This window comes from Vagococcus silagei (genome assembly GCF_004795745.1).
In the GTDB taxonomy this organism is placed as follows: Bacteria; Bacillota; Bacilli; order Lactobacillales; family Vagococcaceae; genus Vagococcus; species Vagococcus silagei.
The window spans coordinates 49,590-76,348 of the sequence record NZ_SDGV01000016.1; the positions used below are offsets into that span (position 1 = coordinate 49,590).

At 34.6% G+C, this 26,759-nt stretch carries 27 protein-coding genes; 6 read left to right on the top strand and 21 right to left on the bottom strand.

What is annotated here, in order from left to right:
* Positions 1-111 precede the first annotated feature (111 nt).
* From ESZ54_RS07030 to ESZ54_RS07045, 4 genes are all read right to left on the bottom strand, one after another.
* Positions 112-1,050, bottom strand: a complete 939-nt coding sequence (locus tag ESZ54_RS07030; protein ID WP_136136959.1) for a LacI family DNA-binding transcriptional regulator — start codon at positions 1,048-1,050, stop codon at positions 112-114.
* 849 nt (positions 1,051-1,899) lie between these two features.
* A complete protein-coding gene (locus ESZ54_RS07035; protein ID WP_136136960.1) occupies positions 1,900-2,454 on the bottom strand; it encodes an SRA domain-containing endonuclease in 555 nt (184 codons plus the stop codon).
* A gap of 120 nt (positions 2,455-2,574) precedes the next feature.
* Positions 2,575-2,901, bottom strand: a complete 327-nt coding sequence (locus ESZ54_RS07040) for an AzlD domain-containing protein (RefSeq protein ID WP_136136961.1) — start codon at positions 2,899-2,901, stop codon at positions 2,575-2,577.
* Positions 2,888-3,595, bottom strand: coding sequence for an AzlC family ABC transporter permease (locus ESZ54_RS07045; protein ID WP_136136962.1), 708 nt, complete (start codon positions 3,593-3,595; stop codon positions 2,888-2,890). The genes ESZ54_RS07040 and ESZ54_RS07045 overlap by 14 nt, the downstream gene beginning before the upstream one ends.
* A 176-nt stretch (positions 3,596-3,771) precedes the next feature.
* On the opposite strand from ESZ54_RS07045, the gene ESZ54_RS07050 reads away from it, so the two are divergent.
* The 3 genes from ESZ54_RS07050 (at position 3,772) to ESZ54_RS07060 (ending at position 5,771) form a co-directional block, all read left to right on the top strand.
* Positions 3,772-4,326, top strand: a complete 555-nt coding sequence (locus ESZ54_RS07050; protein WP_136136963.1) for a helix-turn-helix domain-containing protein — start codon at positions 3,772-3,774, stop codon at positions 4,324-4,326.
* 68 nt (positions 4,327-4,394) lie between these two features.
* Positions 4,395-5,216: a MerR family transcriptional regulator gene (locus ESZ54_RS07055; protein ID WP_136136964.1), complete on the top strand. Its 822-nt coding sequence runs from the start codon at positions 4,395-4,397 to the stop codon at positions 5,214-5,216.
* 15 nt (positions 5,217-5,231) lie between these two features.
* Positions 5,232-5,771, top strand: coding sequence for a ClbS/DfsB family four-helix bundle protein (locus ESZ54_RS07060; RefSeq protein ID WP_136136965.1), 540 nt, complete (start codon positions 5,232-5,234; stop codon positions 5,769-5,771).
* Between the two features lie 196 nt (positions 5,772-5,967).
* On the opposite strand, the gene ESZ54_RS07065 is transcribed toward ESZ54_RS07060, so the two are convergent.
* From ESZ54_RS07065 to ESZ54_RS07130, 14 genes are all read right to left on the bottom strand, one after another.
* The gene (locus tag ESZ54_RS07065) at positions 5,968-6,375 is read right to left on the bottom strand and encodes a DUF4809 family protein (protein WP_136136966.1); all 408 of its coding nucleotides are present in this window, start codon (positions 6,373-6,375) and stop codon (positions 5,968-5,970) included.
* Positions 6,376-6,500: 125 nt separating this feature from the next.
* The gene (locus ESZ54_RS07070; protein ID WP_136136967.1) at positions 6,501-6,983 is read right to left on the bottom strand and encodes a prolyl-tRNA synthetase associated domain-containing protein; all 483 of its coding nucleotides are present in this window, start codon (positions 6,981-6,983) and stop codon (positions 6,501-6,503) included.
* 18 nt (positions 6,984-7,001) lie between these two features.
* Positions 7,002-7,484 carry a prolyl-tRNA synthetase associated domain-containing protein gene (locus ESZ54_RS07075; RefSeq protein WP_136136968.1) on the bottom strand — a complete coding sequence of 161 codons (483 nt, stop codon included), beginning with the start codon at positions 7,482-7,484 and terminating at the stop codon, positions 7,002-7,004.
* Positions 7,485-7,507: 23 nt separating this feature from the next.
* A complete protein-coding gene (locus tag ESZ54_RS07080; protein ID WP_136136969.1) occupies positions 7,508-8,086 on the bottom strand; it encodes an NUDIX hydrolase in 579 nt (192 codons plus the stop codon).
* Positions 8,064-8,396, bottom strand: a complete 333-nt coding sequence (locus ESZ54_RS07085) for a hypothetical protein (RefSeq protein WP_136136970.1) — start codon at positions 8,394-8,396, stop codon at positions 8,064-8,066. The genes ESZ54_RS07080 and ESZ54_RS07085 overlap by 23 nt, the downstream gene beginning before the upstream one ends.
* Positions 8,397-8,666: 270 nt before the next feature.
* Positions 8,667-10,418: an ABC transporter ATP-binding protein gene (locus tag ESZ54_RS07090; protein WP_136136971.1), complete on the bottom strand. Its 1,752-nt coding sequence runs from the start codon at positions 10,416-10,418 to the stop codon at positions 8,667-8,669.
* Entirely contained in the window at positions 10,405-12,147 is a 1,743-nt protein-coding gene (locus ESZ54_RS07095) for an ABC transporter ATP-binding protein (protein ID WP_136136972.1), read from the bottom strand. The genes ESZ54_RS07090 and ESZ54_RS07095 overlap by 14 nt, the downstream gene beginning before the upstream one ends.
* 417 nt (positions 12,148-12,564) lie before the next feature.
* Positions 12,565-13,515 (bottom strand): nucleoside hydrolase, encoded by a 951-nt coding sequence (locus ESZ54_RS07100; protein WP_136136973.1) that lies wholly within the window; start codon positions 13,513-13,515, stop codon positions 12,565-12,567.
* 33 nt (positions 13,516-13,548) lie between these two features.
* A complete protein-coding gene (locus ESZ54_RS07105; RefSeq protein ID WP_136136974.1) occupies positions 13,549-14,043 on the bottom strand; it encodes a GNAT family N-acetyltransferase in 495 nt (164 codons plus the stop codon).
* A gap of 261 nt (positions 14,044-14,304) precedes the next feature.
* Positions 14,305-15,531: an amidohydrolase gene (locus ESZ54_RS07110; protein WP_136136975.1), complete on the bottom strand. Its 1,227-nt coding sequence runs from the start codon at positions 15,529-15,531 to the stop codon at positions 14,305-14,307.
* Entirely contained in the window at positions 15,531-16,781 is a 1,251-nt protein-coding gene (locus ESZ54_RS07115; protein ID WP_136136976.1) for an amidohydrolase, read from the bottom strand. Before ESZ54_RS07115 ends, ESZ54_RS07110 begins: the two co-directional genes overlap by 1 nt.
* Positions 16,782-16,908: 127 nt before the next feature.
* Positions 16,909-19,071 (bottom strand): HelD family protein, encoded by a 2,163-nt coding sequence (locus ESZ54_RS07120; RefSeq protein WP_162615127.1) that lies wholly within the window; start codon positions 19,069-19,071, stop codon positions 16,909-16,911.
* Positions 19,072-19,147: 76 nt separating this feature from the next.
* Positions 19,148-19,537: a YccF domain-containing protein gene (locus ESZ54_RS07125; RefSeq protein ID WP_136136978.1), complete on the bottom strand. Its 390-nt coding sequence runs from the start codon at positions 19,535-19,537 to the stop codon at positions 19,148-19,150.
* 18 nt (positions 19,538-19,555) lie between these two features.
* On the bottom strand, positions 19,556-21,229 hold the full coding sequence (locus ESZ54_RS07130) for a MutS-related protein (protein WP_136136979.1): 1,674 nt from the start codon (positions 21,227-21,229) through the stop codon (positions 19,556-19,558).
* Between the two features lie 449 nt (positions 21,230-21,678).
* On the opposite strand from ESZ54_RS07130, the gene ESZ54_RS07135 reads away from it, so the two are divergent.
* Together ESZ54_RS07135 and ESZ54_RS07140 are read left to right on the top strand one after the other, a co-directional pair.
* Positions 21,679-22,659, top strand: a complete 981-nt coding sequence (locus ESZ54_RS07135) for a DUF7309 domain-containing protein (protein ID WP_136136980.1) — start codon at positions 21,679-21,681, stop codon at positions 22,657-22,659.
* Positions 22,660-23,069: 410 nt separating this feature from the next.
* A complete protein-coding gene (locus ESZ54_RS07140; RefSeq protein ID WP_136136981.1) occupies positions 23,070-23,378 on the top strand; it encodes a hypothetical protein in 309 nt (102 codons plus the stop codon).
* A 68-nt stretch (positions 23,379-23,446) separates the two neighbouring features.
* Here the strand turns inward: ESZ54_RS07140 and ESZ54_RS07145 are convergent, their stop codons facing one another.
* On the bottom strand, positions 23,447-23,764 hold the full coding sequence (locus ESZ54_RS07145) for a nucleotide pyrophosphohydrolase (protein WP_136136982.1): 318 nt from the start codon (positions 23,762-23,764) through the stop codon (positions 23,447-23,449).
* A 62-nt stretch (positions 23,765-23,826) separates the two neighbouring features.
* On the bottom strand, positions 23,827-24,366 hold the full coding sequence (locus ESZ54_RS07150) for a hypothetical protein (RefSeq protein ID WP_136136983.1): 540 nt from the start codon (positions 24,364-24,366) through the stop codon (positions 23,827-23,829).
* A gap of 271 nt (positions 24,367-24,637) precedes the next feature.
* Here ESZ54_RS07150 and ESZ54_RS07155 point away from each other — a divergent pair, with 271 nt between their 5' ends.
* Complete coding sequence (locus ESZ54_RS07155) at positions 24,638-25,159, top strand: NADPH-dependent FMN reductase (RefSeq protein WP_136136984.1); 522 nt, start codon at positions 24,638-24,640, stop codon at positions 25,157-25,159.
* A gap of 42 nt (positions 25,160-25,201) precedes the next feature.
* Here ESZ54_RS07155 and ESZ54_RS07160 read toward each other — a convergent pair whose 3' ends face one another.
* A complete protein-coding gene (locus tag ESZ54_RS07160; protein WP_136136985.1) occupies positions 25,202-26,638 on the bottom strand; it encodes an FAD-dependent oxidoreductase in 1,437 nt (478 codons plus the stop codon).
* Between the last annotated feature and the right edge of the window lie 121 nt (positions 26,639-26,759).

Below are 26,759 nucleotides of genomic sequence, written 5' to 3' on the forward strand. Positions count from 1 at the left end.
AAAACATCATAACAAATTTTTCGGCTATTTGTAAAAAACATAAAAAAGGAATCTAAAAGTTTATCTCTAGATTCCCCTATTATATAGAAATAAACTAATTTTTCATTACGATTAAACAACCTTACGAACAAATACATGGTCTAACAATTCATACATTTGAACTGTTCTTTTTTTAAGTAAATGATCCATACTCTCTAAAGCAAAATCAGAAACAGCATAAGTCGGTAGTGCAATAATCGAATATTTTTCATTTTTTGTATCCAAAATATCAATCACAACCGAATTTTCAGCCAATTTATCATTTTGAATAAATAATTCTTTAGATAAACCATCCGTTAGTTCTGAACCCTTAGTCAGAATAATCTTCGGCTGACTATTTTTTCTTGTTAATAAGATATTGTTTAAAATATCACTACTATTAGCTCCTGTAAAGTGTTCTAATTCTTCAACATTCCAACCATTAATATTTTCGTCCATTTGTTCTTCATTTAAAGTTGCATACACCACATCAGTAGAATCAATTTTGATGACCTCTTCATAACCAACTTTTGTAAACGGGTCGTTTGTAAAAAATTGAGCATGTTGCTGCATTGAAACGTATTGACTACAGCAGACAATAGGACCATATTCTTGATATAGTTCAATATCACTCCAGTTATTCTCCATTGTAAACATGACCATCCCTGAAACAATATTTTCTTTCATCATTTCTAAGAAACTTGTCTCACGCTCTTTATCTCCTTTAGTTTGCATAATCACAAGTTTATATCCGAACGATTCTGCCTTAAGTTCTGCTTTTTCAACCGCTTCTAGCATACCACTATCACTTAAGCTTCTAATAAGTAACCCTAATGTAACTTTATTTTCTTTATTATTGGAAATTGTTGCAACTTTCTGTTGTAACTCCTCAAAAGAATAATCTAGTGATTCCATTGTTGCCTTGATAAGACTACGTTTTTTATCCGTTAGGTAGCTTGACATCATGAAATATTTTATCACTGAATTTTCAGAAAGATGCGCTTCTTTTGCGATATGTTTTATTCTTTTCATTATTTATTCCCCCAAAATCCGGAAATAAATCCCGGTATCGTTGCCACATAATATAACCCACAGCTTATTTGATGTCAACAGACGAAAACAGGAGTTGAAAGTGAAATTTTATGCTAAAATATGGATTTTCAATTATGAATAATATCGTAACATTCGTTCAAAACATACATTATATACGTTTATTTATTTAATGTCTCTTTAGGTTTTGTTCGGGTGTGCCGATACACCAAATATCAAAATGAAGCGTTTTAATCATTAGTTTTAAAAGGTTTTAATAAAATTTATTATAAAAAAAGAATTTATATTCTAAAAAACTTCCCTCCCAAAAACACGAACATTACTCTTTAAAATAATTCCTTTGTGATATTTATATTTAATACATTAAACATACCATATAAGAACAATTAACTGAATATTCTTTTTAATTAATTTGTATTTAAAACACAATCAACGCACGCAATAGTTAACTTTTATTAGCAATATTTTTCTGATGTTTTTTCATAAAAATAGTTATTAAAAAAATATTTAGAAAAATTTAGGAGATAATCGATATAACGAAACTCTTAACAAAAAGAACTTATCTATCCCACTTTGTTATCGTTTTCCTAAATCATTTTATTTATTCAACATTAGAAAAACAAAATGATATTCTCAGCAAAAATTAATAAGATATCATCATATAAATACGTCTAATATCCTTAATAGGACACATCAATTAAGTTTCTTCATTAGACATAACGCTTGTTTTTGACTAATTGTACTTTAAAACGTCGAATACTCGCTAATTTTAATATCATGTATCAAAAAAAATCATTCCTTACTTTATACTTGTAAGAAATGATTTTTTTATTATAAGTCCAATGCTTTTAACTTAAATCTAAAGATGAATTGTTCGTTTTCTTTAATTCTTTTTGGCTCACCCAAAAGCTCCATTCGTCCTGAATATACGAAGCGTCCTGCTTCTTTAGAATTCAAACGTTCAAAGAGATGAATATTGACTCTATTTTTTTCAACATTGGCTAATGTTTTATTTGGTGCTTTACTAATTTTTTGATCACCTTTTAGACCCATGCCAGTAAATAATAATTTACCACGACGCCAATAATCATGATAGCGATCATCAAAATGATCAACAAACAATACTATTGAGTTTGTCGCATGCGAGCGACGGATTTTAGATTGTGGTGAACATTTGAAATGCTCACTGATTGTTTCATTATCATACAATGTCCCCACTTTAAACATCTCTAACATTGTCTCTGCTTGCTCATTTCGCCAATTTGTTACTTCGGCAATATCAAATTCTTTACCCAGATTATCTTTACTCGGACACCCTTGCTCAAGTAACTCTTTCAATACAGTTGACGGAATCTCTAATGTTTCCATTAATTCTTTTTTATTCATTGTTCCAAACCTCTCTATGTGAAATCTAAGTTGTTAAATAACACTATCTACTTCATAATAGGCCTTTGTCTAACGCTCGTCTACCTTTATTAGAAAAACTCATGACAACTTTAATTTAAATCAGGCAATCATCCTAATAACAGCTAATGAAACCATGCCCACTAAAACAATCACTAATAAATTCTTCGAAATAATAGCGCTAACGACTGTCGGAATTGAGGCAATTAGTTCGGGCACATTAATTGAAGGTAAATGACCTAAATTTTGCTCAAACAAACCACTAAACCATAAAGCAGACATAATCACAATCGGTACGAAACTTAAAAATTCAACAACCTTATCGGATAATTTCATTCTCTTTAATAAGAAAAATGGCAGAACGCGTGAAGTCCATGTGGCTATCCCGCAGCCAATAATTGTTAACAATACAAAATTAAAAGAAGGCATGTTTAATCACTACTCCTATCCCACACCCAAGAAGGGTTACTAATACAATCAATAAATTAACAGGAATAAAAATCATTCCCACATAAATTAACGCAAGTGTGATACCGACCAATATAAATTGCAAATTCAAATTCATTTTACGATCAGAAATCATTTGGAGAATTAAAAGACCGATAAACATTGCCATTAATGCGAAATCTAACCCTAGTTTTTCCGGACTACCGATAAAATTACCTAAAATAGCACCTAGAAACGAAGACAGCACCCACGTACTGTACGAAATCATATTTGTCGTATTCATCCAAGGAAAACTCAGTCGACGATCGGTAAAATTTAATTTATTCATTGCTAACGCGAAACTTTCATCTGTTAGAAGCGTCCCCAACCATAGATTCTTTCCTAAACTATATTCTGTAAAGTACGGTGCTAACGTCATACTCATCAAAATCATTCGAGAGTTTACTAAAAATGTCGAAAAAACAATTGATAATATGGGACTGTGACTTGCCAGCATTCCGACTGTTATAAATTGTGCTGAACCACCATATACAATTAAAGACATTAAAAAAATTAACCATGGACTTAAACCTGCCGCCCTTCCAACAACCCCAAACGCAACACCAATCCCTATATATCCAAAGACCGTTGGCAACGTCTCTTTGACGGCCGATCGGACATCTAACTCTTCACTCACTGGACACACTCCTTCTAATTTCTTATTATTAAGTTATGTAAATAAAATATTTGCCCTATTTTAATTTTTTCAGATATAATAAGTCTATTAAAATAAATTTTAGTTCATTAAAACAAACATGATTTTAGTCTAGTTTCTTTTACTAGACTTGTCAATCCACTCGAAGGAGTTATTTCATGGAAATCAATCAAATTATCGCCTTAAATTTAAATAAAATCCGCATTGAACGACAACTTACTTTAGATCAATTAGCAGCATTAACTCAATTGAGTAAAGCTGTTCTCTCACAAATTGAAAAAGGTGACACTAATCCTACAATCAACACGATTTGGAAAATATGTGACGGTCTAAATATTCCTTACACCTCACTGCTCGAGTCACAAATTCCAACCACAGCGTCCGTCATGACTAAAGAACGCGCACTATTTCAATCCGAAGATCAAAATCGTTTTCGTGTCTACTGCTATTATTCTGATACAAGCCAACGTAATTTTGAACTTTTTCAAATTGAAATCGATCCAGGTGCAAACTACACATCCATTGGGCACTCAAAAAAGTCTGATGAATATATTATGGTTTTAGAAGGCGAACTTACTTTAACTGCGAATCAACAAACACTAACGATTAAAACAGATGAGGCAACAACTTTCAAAGCAAACTCACCTCATACTTACGAAAATCGCAGTAATCAATTAATCAAAGCAATCTTGATTAACTATTATCCTTACTAAAAGAATTGACTCGCCCCTTACGTCAGAGTATATAATTTAATTAATCACAACGTTAGGAAGTGAAGATAATGTTTAAAATTGGCGAATTTTCAAAACTATCTAATACGACAATTCGTGCGCTTCATTATTATGAGGAAAAAGGACTGTTGATACCACACGTTATCAATCCAGAAACGAATTATCGCTATTACTCTGCGGAGCAACTCAGAACTATTAACAAAATTAAACTCTTACAAGAAATGGGCATGTCGCTTGATACGATAAGCGAAATCCTTTCTGTTCAAGATTTATCCGTTTTAAACTATCATTATCAACTTAGACAGCAAGAGTTAGCCAAAGAATTAGATTCTACCAAACAAAAATTGGCACTTTTGGAAAAATTACAATCCACACTAACAAGTGGTAAAAAATTGGAAAACTACAACGTGACTTTAAAGGAGTTTCCTAAATGCAAAGTCATGAGCCTTAGAAAATCAATTCCAACCTATGATGATGAATCACTTTTATGGCAGCAACTCTATCAACAGTCACTCGATCAAAAGGTCAAATTGACAACACCACCAGCTGGAATGACGATTTATCATGACTTAGAATTCAAAGAACAGGACTACGATGTTGAAGTTCAAAGTAATGTCATCGGTGATTACGCTAATCAAAATGAAGTAACCTATTTTGAAAGAGACAGTTTTACCGCTGCAACCGTTACTTTTAATGGCAGCTTCGATCAAATGGCAGACGTTACCGAAGCAATCGCATTGTGGTTAGAAACACATCATTGCTTAACTAACGGTGTGATGTTTAATATTCCCATCGTTTCTCCTGCTCACGATCCAAATCCAGAGAATTGGGTCACTGAATCTGGATTTGTCATTACAAATATCGCGAAATAAGAAAGGAAGATTATTATGGCTAGACCTACAACGAAAAACGACTTAATTCAAGCCTCAGATGAACAATTTAACAAGTTGACGACATTGCTATCTGAATTAACAGAAGCAGAAAAAGAACAAACTTTTGATTGGAGCTCTCAAAAAACTGGTCCAGAAGCACACTGGGAACGTGATAAAAACGTTAAAGATGTTCTGATTCATCTTTACGAGTGGCATCAATTACTCTTAAAATGGGTGAATGCAAATCAAAACAATAATCTACAGCCATTTTTACCAGCCCCTTATAATTGGCGCAGTTACGGCGAAATGAACGTTGAATTTACCAAGAAACATCAAGCTACCACTACAAAAGAAGCCGAAGAGCTATTAAATAATAGTCATCAAGAAGTCATGGCTATCATTGAGTCATTTGACAATGACGCGCTTTTCTCAAAAAAACATTTTGACTGGACCGGAACGAGCACTTTAGGAAGTTACTGTGTCTCTGCTACTTCTAGTCATTATGAATGGGCACTAAAGAAATTACGAAAATTCAAAAAAACACTAGCAAACTAAAAAAGCAGGTCATCTAAAGACACAAACGTGTATCTTAGATGACCTGCTTTTTTTCATTACTCAGAGCATAACGACTTATTTTTCACCTTGATTGGACGGGTAAACATAAGTCTGCTCTTCGGTAGCTTCAATGCCCACAATCAATTGAAAGTACCAATTGTTTGTGAGCATCTCCAGCTACTCAGAGCATAACGACTTATTTTTCACCTTGATTTAATTCAAAGTTTTTTTCTTCTAATTCAAAATAAGTGATTAGGAGTTGATTGATGACTTGGAATAATTCTGCTGGATTTTCATATTTTTTCAATGCTGTAAATGATTGGTTACCTTTTACAAAACGCCAACCAGTCATATCATCATGGACTGAAACTTCAACGCCACTTTTTTTGAAAATATCGTAATCTTCGTCAATATCATATTCTTGCTGTTGACGGAAACCATTTGCTAAAGCCACAATTGTGATAATTGATAAAACATCAAGATTTTCCAACGGACGCACGATTTCATTGATTTCAATACGATACATATCGACGTTAACATTCACACAAGCATTACAACCACCGCTTAGTAATTCTGTCGAATGATAAATTTTTATTTTTTCCATATTTTTCCTCACTTTCCAATTTTCACTACTTAAAAATTGTAAAAAATGTGCATACTTTCACTATCTCTATCATACACCCGCTCAATAAAGAATACAAAAAGAGAGATTAGCACATCTCACAAAACCTATACCTTGATAAAAACCGGCTCGTATTCAAGATATGTCAAAATTCGTTCGAATTCTTTGAACGGCATAATCAATGTCGTTGTATTCACGTTTGGGTGAAAACCAACTGTATCATCGCGATCAATTGATTGATCAACAACGACGGTCACTTTATGTTCCTGATCATTAGGTAAAGCTAACGGCGTCACTGTGCCTGCTTCAACATTTAATACTTCTAAAAGTGAATCTTCAGATAAAAACGATAGACGTTTTTCATCTAAAACTTCAGCAAGATGTTTTAAATCAGCTTGTTTTTCATCAGGCAGGATCACCAAATAAATTCGTTGGCCTTTTTTTGATTTTAAAACTAAGTTTTTCACTTGGGGGCCAGGTAATTCATAAGGTACATCAATGACTGATGTAATTGGTGGATGATGTACAGGCTCATATTGAATACCTAACTCAGAAAGTAATGCATAAGCTTCTTGTTCCGTTGCTACCATGTTCATTCACTCCTTTTCTTACACTCGAATATAAACGGGTTCATATTCTAAATGTGCTAAAATTCGCTCTAATTCTTTAAAGGGCATGATTAGCGTTTGTGTATTCACATTTGGATGAAACCCTAAAGTATCCTCTTGATCAATCGCACGGTCGATAACCACTGTGATTTGGTGTTCTTTATCATTTGGCAAAGCTAGTGGTGTAACAGTCCCTGGTAAAACATTCAAGACCTCTAAAAGATCCTCTTCACTTAAAAATGATAAACGTTTTTGATCTAAAACCTCAGCGATTTTTTTCAAATCAGCTTGTTTCTCACGGGGTAAAATGACTAAAAAGATTTGTTTCCCTTTTTTTGCCTTTAATACTAAGTTTTTGACTAAAGGGCTATTAAATTCATAAGGCATTTCGCGCACCGAACTAATAGGTGGGTGATGAAATGCTTCAAAATCAATATTCAATTCGTCTAACAAAGCATACGCTTCTTGTTCCGTCGCTACCATTGTCATACCTCCACTTTTTATGATTAATTTAGTTTATTTTGCTTAAATAATTCTAATTTTTTATTTAATTTGGGATAAACCCATTCTTTAAACCAATATTGCGTCGAACGCTCCAATCCTTCCTCAAATGTATACCAAGAAATACCGCTATTTTCATCTGGTTTAATTGAAAGTGGTGCAGTCTCATCTGCTTCAATTAAATAGGTTACATTCATATGCAAATGAGAAGAAACATATTTACCATGCTTAATATGTCCATCGACTGTTAAAACTTCCAAAGAAAAAATATCTTCCATTAAAGGTGTCACTTCAGTCAAACCACTTTCTTCTTTAACTTCTTTTATTGCCACATGAAGTAAATCTTGATCCCCATCGGCGTGTCCACCTAACCAAGACCACGAATCGTAAATATTGTGATAGATCATCAAAATTTTATCTTTATTTTGATTCACAACCCATGCAGATGCTGTAAAATGAACAGTTAAACTTTCACGATCAAATGCTTGTGGATTATTTTTTAATTCCGCTAACATTAACAGTTTATCGTATTCTTCTTGTTCATTCCAAGGCTTAAAATTTTCAATTGCTGTTACTAAGTTCATGTCTATTCTCCTCTTCAACAAATCCGCGTGCCTTTGAATATTCTAAATATTTTGCGATTTTTTGTTTCTTTTCATTTTTCACTGCTTGTACTTGTTCTTCTGACCAACAGACCAACTTCTGCTGTTTTTGAAGTTCTTCAACCACAGTCATCAGCTGATAATATTCTGTTAAGAAATCCTTTTCATTAGTCAGCTCTGGAAAATCGGGATGTGTATCATCTAAGCCAAAACGTAAAATTTTTGCCACAGCTTTTTGAATTTCGGCACATTCCTCCATCAACATGACATAATAATAGTCTTGTTGTTTCATGTTATCACCTTTTCTCTACTCACTCCATCATATCAAAAAATCAACAAAAAAAAAATGACTTGATTCGGTTTAGCATCAAGTCATTACTGATAAAACTTACTATCAAGAAAAAAGCCTAGCACTCCCCAATGCTAGACTTCTCCCCATTATAAATCGCATATTTTTAAGAACGGCCATCGCCCTTCCCCATCTCTTATAATACAAGGTTCCGAGCAAATTAATTCGCGATTCTCGTCAGATAATACGACAATTTTTTAACACATTATATTTCTAGCTTGCACTTACTTTTGCTTGCAGTTGGTACATTTCAGCATAACGTTTACCTAATTCTAAAAGCGTTTGATGTGTTCCACGCTCTTTAATGACACCACCATCTAAAACTAAAATTTGGTCTGCGTTTTGAATGGTTGATAAACGGTGAGCGACAATAAATGTCGTCCGCCCCTCTTTAACCACTTCCATTGCATGTTGAATCATTTCCTCAGTCTCTGTATCAATATGCGATGTTGCTTCATCTAAAATTAAGATGCTCGGATCACTGGCTAGTGTTCTCGCAAAAGCAATCAACTGACGTTCACCTGAAGATAATGATTGACCTTTTTCAACGACGGGTTCGTGGATACCTAGTGGTAGTTTTTCAATCAATTCTTTACCACCTACTTTTTCAAGCGCCTCTTGGACCATCTCATCAGTGATTCGTGGATCATTCATACTCACATTACTAGCAATTGTACCACTAAATAAATACGGTTCTTGTAAAACAATCCCCATCTTATCACGAATACTTTCACGATTAAAATCAGCTAACGTTTGATTATCAATTTGAACTGAGCCTTCTTGAGGATCGTAGAAACGGAATAGTAAATTGATAATTGAACTTTTACCAGAACCTGTATGTCCAACTAAACCAATTGTTTCACCTTTATTTGCTGTGAAATTAATATCTTTTAAAACTAAATGCTCTGGATCATAACCAAAATTAACATGATCAAAAACCACATTGCCCTCTGTAAATTCTAACGCAACATCTGTATCTTTTTCGACCGGTTCATCTAATAATTCAAAAACGCGTTTACCACCAGATAAAGCTTGTTGCAGTGTCGACATAATCCGAACAAGTGTCAGAATTGGATCAAAGAGACGTGAAATATAATTAATAATCACATAAATTGTCCCCACAGAATATCCCATCACGCCGTCCACAAACTGTGTCCCAATAAAAGTTAAGACCCCAAACATCACTAGATTTTTAATAAATGTTGAAAAATCCCATGACAAGCTTGCATCTAAGCGAATTGATCTAAGACGTGTATTCAACCATTTTTGATTAGTTTCTTCAAACTCATTCAACATACTTTCTTGTTGATGGTACAGTTGAACAATTGATACACCTTGCACAATTTCAGCTGTTTGGCTATTTAAATCACTCACTGTCTCACGCCATTCCTTATTAATTGGCGCCGCTTTTTTAATATAAATCCATTGCCAAATAGCAAAGAAAGGCAATAAACCAATCAGTGCCAATCCAATCGTGGGGCTAATCAATAATAGCGCAACATAGATTGCAACAACTGTTAACACATTAATAATCACCATGTTACTAAAATTCATATAGAAGTTGGTTCGCAGTAATTCCACATCATTCACGATACGAGCCGAGATTTTACCGGCGGGCTTATCATCAAAATACGAAATCGGTAGTTTTTGCATATGTTCATAGGCTTCATCACGCAGTCGTTTACTCACACGATTTGAGGCATAAGCTAAAAGAATATAACTCGCATAACCACAAATTGCACTTAAAAGGGTAATCAACATAAACAAGCCGAATTTTTGAACTAGGATGTCAAAAGCCACTGTTTCCTGAGCACCAACTTGTTTTGAAACATAATCAATTAATTCTTTCCCAATCATGGGTGCATAAATTGAGGTTCCCGCTGACAAAAGTGACAGCAGAATCCCAAATAAATAATGCATCGGCTCATATTTAAAATATGAAATTAAACGATTAAATGTTTTCATCTTCATTCACCTCCATTTGTTGTGTCATATATTGGTCATAGTACCAACCCTTACTTGCTAATAATTCTTGCGGTGTGCCAATTTCAGTAATCGCACCATCTTCCACAACAATTACCTGATCAGCTTGCGCCACCGCTGACAAACGGTGTGTCACAATAATATTAGTTTTATTTTGACGAATATCTTGAATATTTTCGATAATTGCTCGCTCTGTTTTCGCATCGACAGCAGATAACGAGTCATCTAAGATCAAGAGATCTGGTTCTCTAATCAAAGCACGTGCAATTGACACACGTTGTTTTTGACCACCAGAGATTGACACGCCTTTTTCACCAATTAACGTGTCCAGACCTTCCTTCATACGAGACACATCTTTGGTAAAGTCAGCTGATTCAATTGCCTGTGCCATTGCCATCTCATCCGCATCAAGATTTCCAAAACGAATATTATGACCGACTGATTTAGAGAAGAGAATATGCTCTTGCGGAACATAGCCAATCAAGCCTTCAAGCTGAGCAATATCATAATTCTCAATTTGTTGACCATTAATACGAATCGCGCCTTCTTCACCAATTGGATATTGACGTAATAATTGACGAATTAAGGTCGTTTTACCACTGCCTGTTTTACCAACAATCCCCAGTGTTTGACCGCGCTCTAGTTTAAAATCTATATTTCTTAGAGACACTCCATCACTGGTTGGGTATTGGAAAGCATAGTGATTAAAATCAATACTGTCGATTTTTTCAATGCCATTATGACCTGTTTTTTCTAATTGATCTTCCGCATTGAGTAATTCCTCAATTTTTCTAAAAGAAACATTTCCTTGTTGGTACACTAAGACAATATCTGACAAACCCCATACTGCACCACTCAGCATCCCTAAATAAATTTGGAATGAAATCAGTTGACCAATTGTCATTTCACCTTTACTGATCAAGTAACCACTGTAAGTTAATCCAATTGCGGTACTCAAACCAGTTAATAATTTTGCAGTTTGACCAATCGCACCGTTATATAAAACTAAATTATTAGCTTTTTGCAAAACAGCAGCCGTTTTCGTTTGGAAACGTTCTTGCTCTAAATCTTTCTTACCATAAGCACGCATCACGCGCACACCATCAATCACTTCTAAAACCTCATTACTTAATTTGGCAACTGTATCACGGTTATCTTCATACAAGACATCAACTTTAGCCCATAATTTAAATACAATAAAACCAAAGAAAATTAAAGGGATAATGCTAACAAGAGCTGCCTTCCATGAAGTTGTTAAAATCATAATGACTAAGATACTTAATGTCCAAGTCACGTTTGACGCAATTAATAAAAAACCATAACCAATCGTGTCACCCAAATAGTCAATATCACTTGTCATCCGGGTCATTAAATCCCCTGAACGAAAACGTTCATAGAACGGCGTCCTTAAATTCAATAATTTTTTATAAACTGTCCGTCGTAGTTCCGATTGATAACGATAAGACTGACTAAAGAGCATCATCACCCACGTCACATCGACAAGATAAATCACAATAATACTACCTAAGAATACGCCCAAGTATAGCCAAAGATTGTGGCCCGTTAAGGTATTTGAAACAATCGCATCAATAAATTTTTGAATGATATAGTTTGGGATCAACGTCAAACCTGACGACAGAACCGCAAACAGCGTAACCAACCCATAAACAACCGGATGCTTCTTAATATACTTTCCAAAAGTCTTTAACATTTTAATTAATTCCTCACTTTCATTACCAGAAATAATTCTGGATTTTTTGTAAAAAAGCGCACAAAAAAACCTATCCATTGTAGAATTCAACGACTCCACAATACATAGGTTTGTTATTATTTATTAGCTTAAAATACATAGTAGATTCTTTTATAGTAGCCAAAAAAACCAATGCTAATTCATGATACGCACCGTGAAAGGAGTTCGATGATTCAATTTATTAAGATTTGATACTTTAATATGTTGTACTAGATTAATTGTTAACATGAGTCATTCTCCTTCCTAAATTTTTTCGCTTTTTCACTTAACGTTTCCAATTTACTATATTAAAATTAAAATGTAAAGCCTTTTTTTTAAATTTAGTTAAAATAATATGAGTGTTTGTGAATTTTTATTAACAAACACTCATTTAAAGCACTATTTTCCCAATGATAAAACACGCTCGACAGAAGAAATAAAATCAACAATAAATTCATCTGTCGCAATATCAATTGCTATTTCACTTGATTTTTGCGTATGTTTTAATTTCGAAAGATCGGCTTCAGTTCGCCCATAAGCAAAATTTTCTTTTTCCACTGTTAAGTTTTGCATAATACTGTCTGTCAGCCATTCTGGATACAAAGCTAATGCGACAGCAAGCGGATCATGGAGTGCACCGCCAATTGCGGAGTCGCCGTATTCATTTGAATAATAATAATTAGAAAAATCGACAAAAACTTGGCTTGCACGATTATTATTAACTAGCCAATGATTGATTTCTTTACCTGTAATCATGGTCTTTAACGTCACGTCTAAGCCCACTAATAACATCTTTACATCATGTGTTAAACAATAATGAGCCGCAGGAACATCATTATAAATATTCGCTTCCGCATGTGGTGTTACATTGCCTGCTGTTGTAACCGCACCAGCCATTGAGACAATTTTCCCAATTTTTTTCATGCTATCCGGCGCTTTTTGAAGTGCCAAAGCTAAGTTTGTCATCGGTCCAGCTGTCACCAAAATCAATTCATTCTGGTACTTCTCAGCAGATTGGATGAGAAAATCAACCGCAGATTGTTGTTCTTTTTTACGTGTTGGTTCGCCTAATTCAACATTGCCTAGGCCATTTAAGCCGTGAATCAAATGAAGATGGTCAGACGTCTGATAGTCTTTTTCTTCTAATGGATGAGCTGCACCTTCAAAGACTGGTACTTCGTTGTGACCCAATAGATCCAAGATATTTAAACTATTTTTTACAGCCAAATCCACCGTTACATTACCAAATAAAGTTGTAATACCGATTAATTCCGCTTTAGGTTGGGCTAATGTATAAGCAATGGCCAATGCATCATCAATCCCAGTATCCAAATCTAAAATTATTTTCATGGCTAAACCCTACTTTCTAAATATTAGTTTCCATTACAGCTTGGTTAGATCTTTTTCGTAAATATAATCGTCCATGATATAGCCTTCGCCAATATCAACATAACGCTCACCGACACGTTCAAAACCGCGATGCTCATACACACTAATCGCAAGTTTATTCCCTTGATTAACATTCAAATGTAATTTTTTCCCTTTGCCAATTTCTTCATACCAGTTAAAAACTTCACTAGAAAGGCCCTTCCCACGCGATTCACTACCTAAATATATTTTACTAATATAGACTTGTTCATCATTTATTTCATAAGCAGTATAGCCGATTGGCTTTCCATCAAGCGTCAATAAAAAATAATGGGCACCATCCTCAATTTCTTGCCTAATATTTTGCGGGGATTGATAATTTTCCATCATATACTCGACTTGATTTGCTCCGATTATAGGCGTAAATACTTCACGCCAAATTCTTTCCAAAACAATAAAAAGCTCCTCGACTTCTGTTGCTGTTTTCACTTCTTGTTTTACTAACGTCATCTCATACCTCCTAAAAATGGTCTCCCCTTCAGTTTAATATAAGTTTAGCTATTTACCTAGTAGGAGATATCTTTTTAAAATATTTATCCAAAAAAAGAGCAGACATCTCATGTCTGCTCAAAAAAGGAGTTGTTTATTTACTTTGGAGGAGTAAATAAAATGAAAAAGTTTGTTAGGGTTGTTTTGTTGGTATACATATAATATAAACGATAAATATGAATTTTTTGTGTTTGAAGTTCTCACTCTTTGTGAAAATTTTGATTATCTTTCAAAATCGTCTTGAACAAACTTCCCACGGGACAATAATAAACGCTTTTCTGGCACTCTGGCTACGACTTCGGCACTACAAGAAGCTGGTAGAAAGACACCACTTGCTTCCATGCCAACTTTTGGCCATTGGTACTCGCCAGTTTCAGTCAACGGCGTCACACCGTTTGTAATATGACCTAAGGCTAAACGCAATGATTTTTCGTCCGTTAAACTACGATACTGACAATAATTGCGAACTTTCTCTAAGACATCTCCTAAAACATATGGGCTCCATGAATCAAAGTAACCGTCACATCCAAATGAAACTTGAACGCCATTCTCTTCCAAAATTTCAATTGGAATGAGCTTGTTTCCAACATCAATTGGAATAGTAGACATCACACTCACATCACGTGAGGCCATTTTCTTAGCAAAAGTTTTTTGAACGTGTGGTGTTAAATGACTCAATCCAAACGCATGGCTGAATGCCGTGCGACCTTGATATTCTTCCTCATCAATCAATTCTAACCAACGTGACATTGTATAATAACCCAAATCACCCCGATCATGAAGATGTAAATCAACATCCACACTATGCTCTTTCGCAAGTGCCATTGTTAACCGCAATGACTCTTCAATATGTCCGTCGATGCCACCTGGGTCTAATGCACCAAGATGTGTTGCTCCTGAATTTAACGCTTCTTTTAATAAGGTTGGCATATCTTCATGTTCTAATAATCCATGTTGAGGGAAAGCAACAATTTCTGAGGTCAATTGCCCTTCAAATTTAGCCAGTGCTTTTTTTACGCCCTCTAAATTTTTCAAACCAATGAAAGGATCAATATTAACATGGGTCCGAATATGGTTCACACCATAGCTTAGATGTCTCTCAATCATTGCTGTAGCGCGTTGTTCCGCAGTTTCAGCAAGCTCTACTAATTCTTCTGCCTCAAAATCGAGACGCTCTCTTAAATTCTTAACTGGACGACAAGCTTTCCATCCTACAGATAAATATGTTTTATCCAAGTGATTATGCATTTCTTTAAAAGCCGGTAACATTAACCAACCTTCCATATCTTGACCCGAAACAGATCGTGCACGTTCGGCAGCAGGTATAATTGTTTTAATCTGTTCGTTCTCATCAATCTCCATATCAAATAAATCCGTCTGTGTTGTGACATGCCCTTCTGGATGACGTTCTTCTCTCATTTCTAAACGCACATTTAGTAACCAGCTCATTAACGATACACTCCTTTCAAGTCAATTTCTTTTTCAACCAATATCGTACCACGTGAAATAACAGTGGAAATTGGGCCACGTCTCGCAATCAAATGAGCTGAACTCACTGCATCGACTAATAAAGCATTCGCCGGTTGGCCAACTTTTGGCCATTTTTGTTCACCCGTTTCATTCAAGGGTGTGATACCACGTGTTGCATATTTCAAGGCTTGACCTAAACTCATTTCATCAATAAAACCAAACCGTTCTGTCAATTGATTTAATTTTTGAATAGTATCACCAGTGCCGAATGGATCCCAGTGATCTGTAAGACTATCATGCACACAAGATACCTTAACGCCTAGTTCTGATAAGCGCTTCACAGGAATTGTAATCGGTCCATCCCCAATCGGAATTGTGGAACAAATTAACACGCGATTTTTTACAAAACGTTCTGCAATTTTTTCAAGTTCGATTTCCTTGATATCAGCTAATGCAAAAGCATGACTAAAAGTGATCGGCATTTTAAACTCACGTTCTTCCACGATATCTAATAATCGGTTCATTTCAAATAAGCCTAATGAATTGCGATCATGTAAATGAATATCAATACCTAAACGATATTTTTCAGCTAAATCAAAGAGAACTTGATAATACCCATCCACATCACGATCAACCATCGCTGGATCAACACCACCAATATGTGTCGCACCTAATTCAATCGCTTTTTCTAAAACATGAATAAATTCAGGTCCATTTCGTAAAATGCCATGTTGCGGAAAAGCCACAATCTCATAGGTAATTTGATCCTCATAGCCTTTTAAAAGTGGCACAATTTTTTCCATATGCTTTTCTTTCATCACAGGATCAACATTCACATGTGTGCGAATATGCGTGTGTCCTTCTTCAATATAGTGACGAATTAACTGATGAGCACGTTCTTCCAGCGTTGCGTATTGCTCGGGTAAAAGTGAGGCTTCTTCTTCCATTCGTGAAAAAATTCCGTTTGGCGTCGCTTTGACCGCTCGCCAATCACCACCAAAATATGTTTTATCCAGATGTGTATGCATCTCTTTAAACGCAGGCAATAGCAGTTGACCACGAGCATCAATCACTGTCATTTCAGGCTCAATTTCGATTTCCGCTTCAATTTTTGTAAAAAAACCTTCTTCAATTAAAATATCTTTTGTTTCTGTCATCGTTGCGATAACCGTTTCACGATCATATTTATAACCAGTTTCTAGTAATACATCTTTTATTAAAAGACTCATTAATTAACACGCCTCCTCAGGTTATTTTCATCATTTTTAACCTTGTTTACTTACTTATTTTTAGTTTATCGTAAAAAAAGCAGAGTAGCAATCTAGCCAAACTAGATCACCTACTCTGTTCATTCAATTATTTAATATATTGACTAGGTGCTTCTTGATAAGTCACCAATAATGTTCTCATTGCTCTTGACGCCATCGTATAAAGAATACGACGATCACGTTCAGAAACATAATTTAATTTCGATGCGTTATAAATCACAACATGATCAAACTCTAAACCTTTAGCTAAAGTAATCGGTAAAATCTTAATTTTTTTCATATCCACCGTTAGCTTGGATAATTGTTGTCTGATTGTCTCAGCCTCAAGAGACGTTTTCGTTAACACGACTAATGGACCTGATTCTAAATTCATTGCTTCTTCAATCATTCTCTCAAGCCACTCTTGCTCAGATTGATACTGCCACTCAATTGGTTTCGCACCTTCTTCACGAATTGGAACAATTGCCATTTCTTGCTCGGCCGCTGTTAATTCACCAAAATAGGTTGTGATTGAGCCTGTCGAACGATAACTACTACGTAAATCGTAACGATATGAAGGCAAGTCAAAAGCGCTAAATAGCGCAACAATTTGTTCAAAGGCTGATGTTGAATTAAAAATTGCCTGGTTCTCATCACCAACCATTGTATATCGTGCTTTAGGGAAAAGCGTTAATATTAAGTTTAATTGTGCTGGCGTATAGTCCTGCACTTCATCAACAAATAAAAATTTAAGCTTTGGTAAGTCTAATCGTTCCACTAATTCTTGATAAATTAACAAGAACACAACCCCTTCATCCAATGATAAAGGTTGATTCACGTTAAATGCGTACGCTTCACCTGTATATGTCTTAAAAATTGTCTTAAAGAGATAAGAAGTATCTAGCCAACGTAAATCTTCAATATCCTCAGTCACTTGACGATATTTTTGATCCAATACTTTTTTTGCATAATGCGGTAGATTTTTTTCGGCATTCTCACCTAATATTTTCCCAAAATATTTACGTTGCATATCTTCCGACATTGACAACATTTGATCCTGCATTTTAGGTTTCCGTGATTGCTTCTTCAAACGACGTTGCCATTCATCACGAATCATTATTTTTGTACCTTGTATACGGTCCATTAAACGCGCATCATGCGGTGTTGCATCAAAAAAAACACAGATTTTCGTTTTTGAAATCACGACTTTACCTTGATGCATTAATGGTTGGACAAATGCTGACGCATCTTTAAATAGATAGTCAGCTGTCTTCACCGTCTCTAAAAATTCGTGTGAGCGAATTATTTCTGTTTGTTGCACAACTTGTTTTGAACTAATCCGATTAAAGTAAGTTGCTTCATCTTCTAAAATAAACGGTAAATGATGATCGATAAATTGTAAAATCGTCACATTCATTGGGTTCATTTCCCCAAGTGAAGGTAAGACATCTGAAATATAATCAACAAACTGACGGTTTGGTGATAAAATCATGACATTATCCGTTGTTATCTGTTCACGATATTGGAATAAAAGGTATGCAATACGTTGCATAATCGTCGAAGTTTTACCGCTTCCGGCCACTCCATTAACTAACAAATTACGATGGGTTACATCGCGAATAATCACATTTTGTTCTTTCTGAATAGTTGAGGTAATATCTTGCATTTGACGTGTGGCATCACTACCTAGCACTTGTAACAAAACATCATCTTGAATCGAAATTGAGGTATCAAAATAATTTAATAATTGTTGACCTTCAACAATCAATTGACGACGTTGTTTTAACTCAACTGGAATTGTTTGACGATTCACCACATACGATGATTTACCCATCTCATTGTTATAAAAAAGCTCAGCAATCGGTGAACGCCAATCATAAATCAAATATTCACCTAAATCATTCGCGAAGCCATTTACACCAATATAAAACGATTCTTGTGGTTCTTCTTCTAAAAAATCAACTGTAATCTTGCCAAAGTAAGGAACAACTAATAAGCGATCAACTTTTTGAAGAAATTGTTCGGCAGAACGTAATTTAATATTGAGTTGATCAATTTCACGATTTTTCATCTCTAAAGCAGCATATGTATCCAAATTATCTGAAATATTTGAGAAATTCAAACGGACATCACCTAACATTTGTTGGACATCACTTAAACCATTTTCTCTGGCGTGTGCTAAGAGTGCTTCTAATTGAATCTTTCTTTCCTGCAATTGATCATACACATTCATTAAGTAATCTTGTTCTAACTGTCGTTCTTCTTTTATCACAAGCATCCTCCTTATTCATCACATGGACAAGATAGCATACCACTTTTTAGCAACAATCGTCAATCAATTTTTATCATTAATCAATGACAAAATCATCAGATCCCGTTGAAACAATTCGTGTCCCAAACGGCATTAAAGCAAGACTTGCTAATTTAAATGATTGCATACCAAACGGTATACCAATAATCGTAATACAAAGTAATACACCACTAAGTAAATGTCCTAGCGCTAGCGGAAAACCACTCACAATAATCCAAATTATATTCAACAGACATGATCCACCACCACCCTCGTGAATCACTTTCTTGCCAAACGGCCATAAGCAAAGCTCTGCAAATTTAAAACATTGCAAACCTACTGGAATCCCGATAATTGTAATACACCATAAAATACCGGCTAAAAACCAGCTAATTGCACCTACCAATCCACCAAAAATTAACCATAATATATTACCTAATAAGTTCATCATTTTTCCTCCATATATTTATTCTTCATTTGGTAAAACACGCCATGTATGTTGTGCTTCAAAATAAGCTAATTCATTTTCTGCACTAGCAACTAAATCACTTGGAAAGTCTAAATGTCTAAGTAACTTTAAAGCATTTCGTTTCGTATTAATCCCATGTTTTAATTCATAATCAAAATAAAAACCTTGCGCTTCATCGACTTCCTCTGAAAAATAAATATTTTCACAAGTCTCACCCAGAATTGTTGCAAGTTCAATATCATGTGTTGCAATAAAACAAAGGCAATGTTGCTTACTTAACCACTGAATCATACTTGAGGACGCTGAAATACGTTCAATCGTATTTGTACCACGTAATATCTCATCAATAAAACAATACGTAAACGCTTGTTCTTTTGATTCAGTTAAGAGTCGTTTCAATGATTTGATTTCTACCATGAAATAGCTATCACCATCATCAAGGTTGTCGACAATTCCCATCGAGGTCACCACCCGGCCAGGTTTCATTTCTAGGCTGTCTGCAAGTGCCATATGAAGTGTTTGCGCTAAGATGCAGTTAATCGCAACCGACTTAATATATGTTGATTTTCCAGAAGCGTTGGATCCGGTAATCAAAATCGGTTTCGCCGCAAATACTGGATTACCTACAGGATTTTCAATTAAAGGGTGATCGACACCTTCACCTTTTAAAATTTCAGTTGCAACAAATTGTGGTGCACACCATTTTATCGCCTGATTTTCACGATAATTTAATACTGAAATCGCTGCTTCAATTTCGCCAAGCGTTTGCCAAGTCAACCAAAGTTTCTGTTGCTGTTTTTGCAATAATCCAATCACAACTTTAAATGAAACAAATGGGAGTAAAAAGATTGAGATAAACATTTCAAGTATCATTTCAGCCTCGCTACCATTTTTCGTTCTGAAGAAAACACCCCATTTCAACACTTTCTGTAAGTCGGTCATTGCTGTTTTCAGTTTGTTTTGATCTGGTATATCATAAGTTGTCAGTTTTTTTGCTAGAGATAAAGCCCTAATAAGGTAACTCATACTTGTCAGCTCTACCTCTAATTTCGCCTTATAAACAAGATATAGAATCGTATTCAGCATCATACTACCTATCAACAGACCAATTCCCAATTCTTTCGCAAAAAAGATTAGCACTAATGATGCAACTGGTAATAGTCCTAAAAAAGTAAAATCAAATTTTTCAGTTAATGATTTTGTCTTTTCAGGTTCAAAGTATAAGTACGAGTGATTGGTATTTATTTTCCCTAAAGAAGCAAAATGATATTGGACTTGCTCTCTAACAACTGGATTCTTTTCAAAATACGCAACCCTTGCCTCAAGTTGTTCAAAATCTGTTTCTTTCACTTTCAACGTTCGTAATTGATAATATAAAAATTCTTCTCCAACCGTTGAGTAGGTATGGTTTATTTTTTGAAAAACTTTGAATAAATCTAAATCTTCCCAAGTTCTACGGTCAATATTAGTTGGCGCCTTTGTAAAAGCACCTATTTTCATGCTCGCCTTCATTAAACCATTCTCATTTTTTTGATTATTTACAACTGATACCTCTTGCCATTCTCTCTTAATTTTAAGTAGTAACCGTCGCTTATTTCTTTTCTCTAATATTAAAAATATCAGTACCGTTAACGCAACAAACAATAACAATAAATAATAGTATTTAGCCATTCTCAACACCTCTTTTTTAGTATCCCACTATTTTTAATCAAAAACAATGCGTCCTAAGGTCTATTTTGTTCTCGAAGGTTAAGGATTAGTGAAAAAAACCGATAAGAAATAAGAACGTGATTTTTTTAACTAATTAATCGTTAACTAATCGTTCTTAATAAACGACTTAGGTAAAGTTAAAACTCATCTGAACTGATTTTATCAGCTCTTGTACGATCTCTAGCTATCACTGATAACTTATTTTCTAGCTAATAAGTTTTACCCTCAAACGTACAGAATTTTAACTTTACTTTATTTCGTTTATTTTTTTTACGATAAAAAAACAAATTTTGCCTTTTTTTGTTGATTATTATGTCATAACATCATAGTATATCAGTAGGAATCATTTTAAAATACAAAAATGTTTATCAGATTAAACATTATAAAAACAACAGAACAGGTGGTTATCCATGAACTCTCAACAAAAAGAAAACTGGCGTAACTTATTTGACATCAGTAAAAAAATCAATAAATTAAAGCCATGGCAATTTGTTTCTGAAAGCCAGTTATTCATCGTTCATCTTCCAAACCATACGCAACCAATTGTGATCACTGTTCTGGGCGAATACAATCAGCCTGGCTTATTAATGTATCCTACCGCACAAAGCCAAAAAATTCTTGCCAATACTTTATATGATTCAATTGATATCGTTGATCCTCTATCACATAGGATTACACAAAAAGATACACTTGCTTGTTACTTTGGTAATCGGGAGGATTTATCAAAAGAAGATTATAAGCTCGTTAAATCCTTAGACTTAAATCCTAGAGGTGATGGCAACTGGCTACAATTTATTAAATTTCAAGCAGGAACTTTTCCACAGTCTCTAGATGAAGATGACATATCACTATTAACACAATCATACGACATAATGTACGCAGGATTAAACGAATTACAGCTTACAGAAAATTCAGTGCATGAATTTACGCATTTTTATTTAAATGAAACGTCAATTACGATCTCTCAAGAAGAATATAAACTTTATGAAGAAAATGGTTTAACACCAGAACCGTTTAAAAATGATGTCTTAATTCGTCGACTGAACTATTTAAATCGCTCATCTATTACCTTAGAATTAACCTATTTTTATACTAATCAGTTGGATGACGATCATAACGTAATCACAATGATTATTGGTGTTGATGCAGACCTTGGATCAATCTATTTCTTTGATTTTTCACATGGACCGCAAAATGTACATCACGATATTTTTACCCAGTTAGCACAATTTTTTAAACTAACAGGCCGGCCGAAGCAGATCAATGTTCGACTTGAGGACCTATCTTGTGTACTTGATGATTTTTGTCAGCGCCTTGATATTAAATTAGTCACAACACCCGACTTAGACGAGTTGGATATTGCTTGTATTTCACTACTTGAAGTTCTTTAATTAATTCCCTTAATGCTATTCAATAGCCTAAGGAAATTTTGTTTATTCTCAAACCATCAAATTATCACGCCTGTCTTACTGCTCACTCCAAAACGCTCTTTTCAACACTTGGGATTGACGGGGTTCAAAGAGCTGGAGGTCGGCATTAAGTCAATCCTGATAATTTGACACAAACTATCAAATTATCAGGCTCGCCTTACTGCTCACTCCAAAACGCTCTTTTCAACACCTAGGATTGACGGGGCTTAGTGAGCTGGGGCTCGGCACTAAGTCATTCATGATAATTTGACACAAAACGTCAAATTATCACGCCTGCCTTACTGCTCGCCCCAAACCGCTCACTTCGCCACCTTTTACTTTACAAAACAAACAAATGTTCGTATAATTAAAGTAGCGAAGGAGGGATTTTTATGGCATTTAAAATTGCTTTAGTTCAAGATACACCTATTGTTGCGAATAACGATACTGACTTGTCACTTGTTTTTGATTCACTTGAAATGGCACGTGAGCAAAATGCCAATGTCATCTTTTTTCCAAATCAATCATTAACATCTGATTCAACAATTGAATCTGACGAATTTATTACATCCATTCAAGCTATGGCTGTTTTCTATAATATTGATGTTGTTTTTAATTATCAAAAGCAACAAGAAAAATTAACTCTGTCCATCAAAAAAGATGGCGAGATTACGATTACAAATGAAAAAGTACCTGCTTAAATAAAAGGCGTCCTAAGAAGAGATTTGAATTTCTCTTCTTAGGACGCCTTAATAGTAGGGCTTTTTTATTATCTTTTTCCCTTTGATTTTTCGACAGGATATTTCATCGCATTTTTCACTAATTTTTCTGCGATAATCTCATCAATATCAAAACCTAAATTATCAGCTAACATATAAGAATAGATGAGGACATCTGCTAGTTCTTCCTTCAAACGCTCTGTTTGTTGATTACCTTCTTCAGATGTTTTCCACTGATACAATTCAAGTAATTCACTTGCTTCAAGCGTGATTGATAATGCTAAGTCTTTTTCTTTATGAAATTGACGCCAATCACGTTCCTCTCTAAATGTATTGATTTTTTTCATTGAGTCTTCAGTTTGTGTCATTTTTTTGCCTCCGTCTATACTAAAAAAATAAGAGTGGCACAAAAGGCCACCCTTACACGTTATTATTGTCCCCGTTCAAATACTTTCTTTTCTGGTAATGGATAGTCTGCTTCAGATAATTTATCAATCGCAAGTGCTTGATGGAAATCATCAATTGATAAATCAATTTTTCTTGATAAGTCAAAAACAATGTGAAGCACATCATGGAAATACATAGAATTACCTTGTTCAAAGTAAGCTTTGTATTCTGCCGATGTATTACTATGGCCTGTTTCATCTTGGAATTTTTTAGCTTCTTCTAAATAGTAGTTAAAATATTCTCTTGTATAATCTGCGAAGTGGTTAAAAATTGTAATGGCTATTGTTAAATCTTCTTGCCAAACATCAAATTTTTTCTTCGCTAATCCACCTTGAACTTCAATTAATTGAAATTGTTCATTTCGTAAGTTTTGTGTAATTAACATTTCAATATTTAAACTAATACCTGTATAAGATACATCTTCAAAATCGAATTTTTTAAGATCTTCTAACTCTTTTAGTAAGCTTTTTGGTGTAAATTGGCGATTCTCTAAACTTTTATAAACTTTCTTTTGCTCAAACATAACAAATCCTCCAATACTTTTTTATTCCCATTCTTCTCCTATTATAAACGATTAACCCTTACTTACCAAGAGAAATAATCATTTTGTATCAAAAGTTAAATAAAAAAGGTTAAATTTACTCAAATTACTCAAATCTGTAATTTTAAAAAAATTTAAGTAAATTATGAAACTTTTAATTTTACTTACTTTAAGTAAGATGATATAGTGAATTCATAAGTTATTTAAACACGAAAACTTAAACTTAAAAATAGACATACAGGGGGATTTTTACATGAAATTTGGGATTATTTTAGGAAGCACAAGAGATGGACGCGTCAGTCCACAAGTCGGAGAATATATTAAGAGTATCGCTGACAAACGTGACGAACACAATTTTGAAATTGTTGATATTACAGACTATAACTTACCGTTTTTAGGTACGGGCACACCAAATCTAGCTTGGAACGAAAAAATCAATAGCCTAGATGGTTACATTTTTATCGTACAAGAATACAATCATGCTTTATCAGCTGCGCTAAAAAATGCTTTAGATAGTGCGCGTGAAGAATGGTTTAATAAAGCAGCAGGTATTGTTAGTTATGGTTCTGGCGGAGGCATTCGTGCAGCTGAACAAGTGCGTACGATTCTAGCTGAACAAAAAGTTGCTGATGTACGTACGAACCCAGCCTTTAATTTATTTACAGACTTTGAAAACTTCAGCACATTCAAGCCTGGTGAACATATGGAAGCTGGTGTCAATGACTTATTAGATGAATTAATTTTATGGTCAACAGCTTTAAAAACAATCCGTTAAGATAATAAATAAAGGACTCGCATTTTATCGAGTCCTTTTTGTTTATTCTGCACCTAATGCAGCCATTGTAATGTAGTTATATGGCTGATTAAAATGTGGTAAAAAGAAAATATCTAATAATTTTATTTCATCAATTGTCGTTTGTTTTGCAATTGCTAATGAGAACATGTGAATTCCCATAGAAATATCTGCCGTTGAGCTCATTTGGGCACCTAAAACGCGGCGTGTTGCTTTGTCATATACCATGCGAATATGTACTTTATCATTTGTCGACATAAAAGCAGGTTTTTGCCAATCTTCATAATCTGTTGCTGCTGCATCAAAGCCATTCTCACGAGCCGCTTTTAATGTTAAACCTGTTGATACCATATGTAAGCCAAAGATAGAAATACCATTCGAGCCTTGTACACCCGGACCTTCAAGCGTTGTCCCGCCAATATTATGAGCTGCAACAATTCCAGTACGAACAGCATTACTTGCAAGTGCAATGTATGTAGAGCCATTTAATGCATTTGAATGAACAGTAGCACAATCACCAACAGCATACACTTTAGGTGATGTCGTTCTGTGATAGCGATCGACTGCATAAGCTCCATTATCAGCTAATGCAAGATAATCTTTACCTAAATCAGAATTTGGTTTAAATCCAATCGCATTAATGACTAAATCAACATCATAAACACCATGATCGGTTTCAATTGCTGAAACTTGCTCTTTTGCTGACATAAATGTTTTTCTGATTTCTTCAAGAACTGGTTTCAAGTTTTCAGAAGCTTCTATTTGGTCCAAATAATCAATAAATGACGCAATCTTAGTTTGACCATGATACGCTTTAACGGCTTCACCTAAGTGAAGTTCAATACCGTTTGCACGAAGATTTTCTTCCATTTCAGCTGAGAAGGATTCATCATAATAACCTGGTAAAACACAATCTTGGATATCAAATAAAAGTACTTCTTTATTACGTCTTTTTAGTGCTTCGACCATTTCAACACCAATATAACCAGCACCTACCACAGCTACGCGTTTAATGTGATCTTGCTCTAACAATTTATCGACGATCACACTTTCATCAAAACTCTTCAGCAAATGAATACCTGGCAAGTGACTTCCTGGTAATTGCGGTACAATTGGTTTCGATCCTGTGGCCAATATTAGATAATCATAGCCCTCAATAAATGCTTCCCCCGTCACAAGATTTTTACAATACACTTTGCGATTACGATAATCCACTCGTTCTACAATTGTTTCCATATGAATCACAGCACCTTTGTGCTGAAAAGCCTCTGGTGTTGTGTAGAATAAGTCTTTATAACCTTCAATTTGGCGACCAATCCACAAAGGTGTTCCACACCCTAAGTAACTTAAAGACTTACTACGATCAATCATCACAACTTCTTGATTCTTGTACTGGTCAAGCAGAGTATTTGCTGCAGCAATTCCTGCATGATTTGAACCAATAATTACTGTTTTTGGCATAACTTACGTCTCCTTTTAAATTTTTCCAAGCATCCCCACTCTACCAACAGTATAGGCTATACCCTATATGGTAAAGTCAATCCCATTATTTATTTCTTTTAAATTCTCAATTAAGCATAAA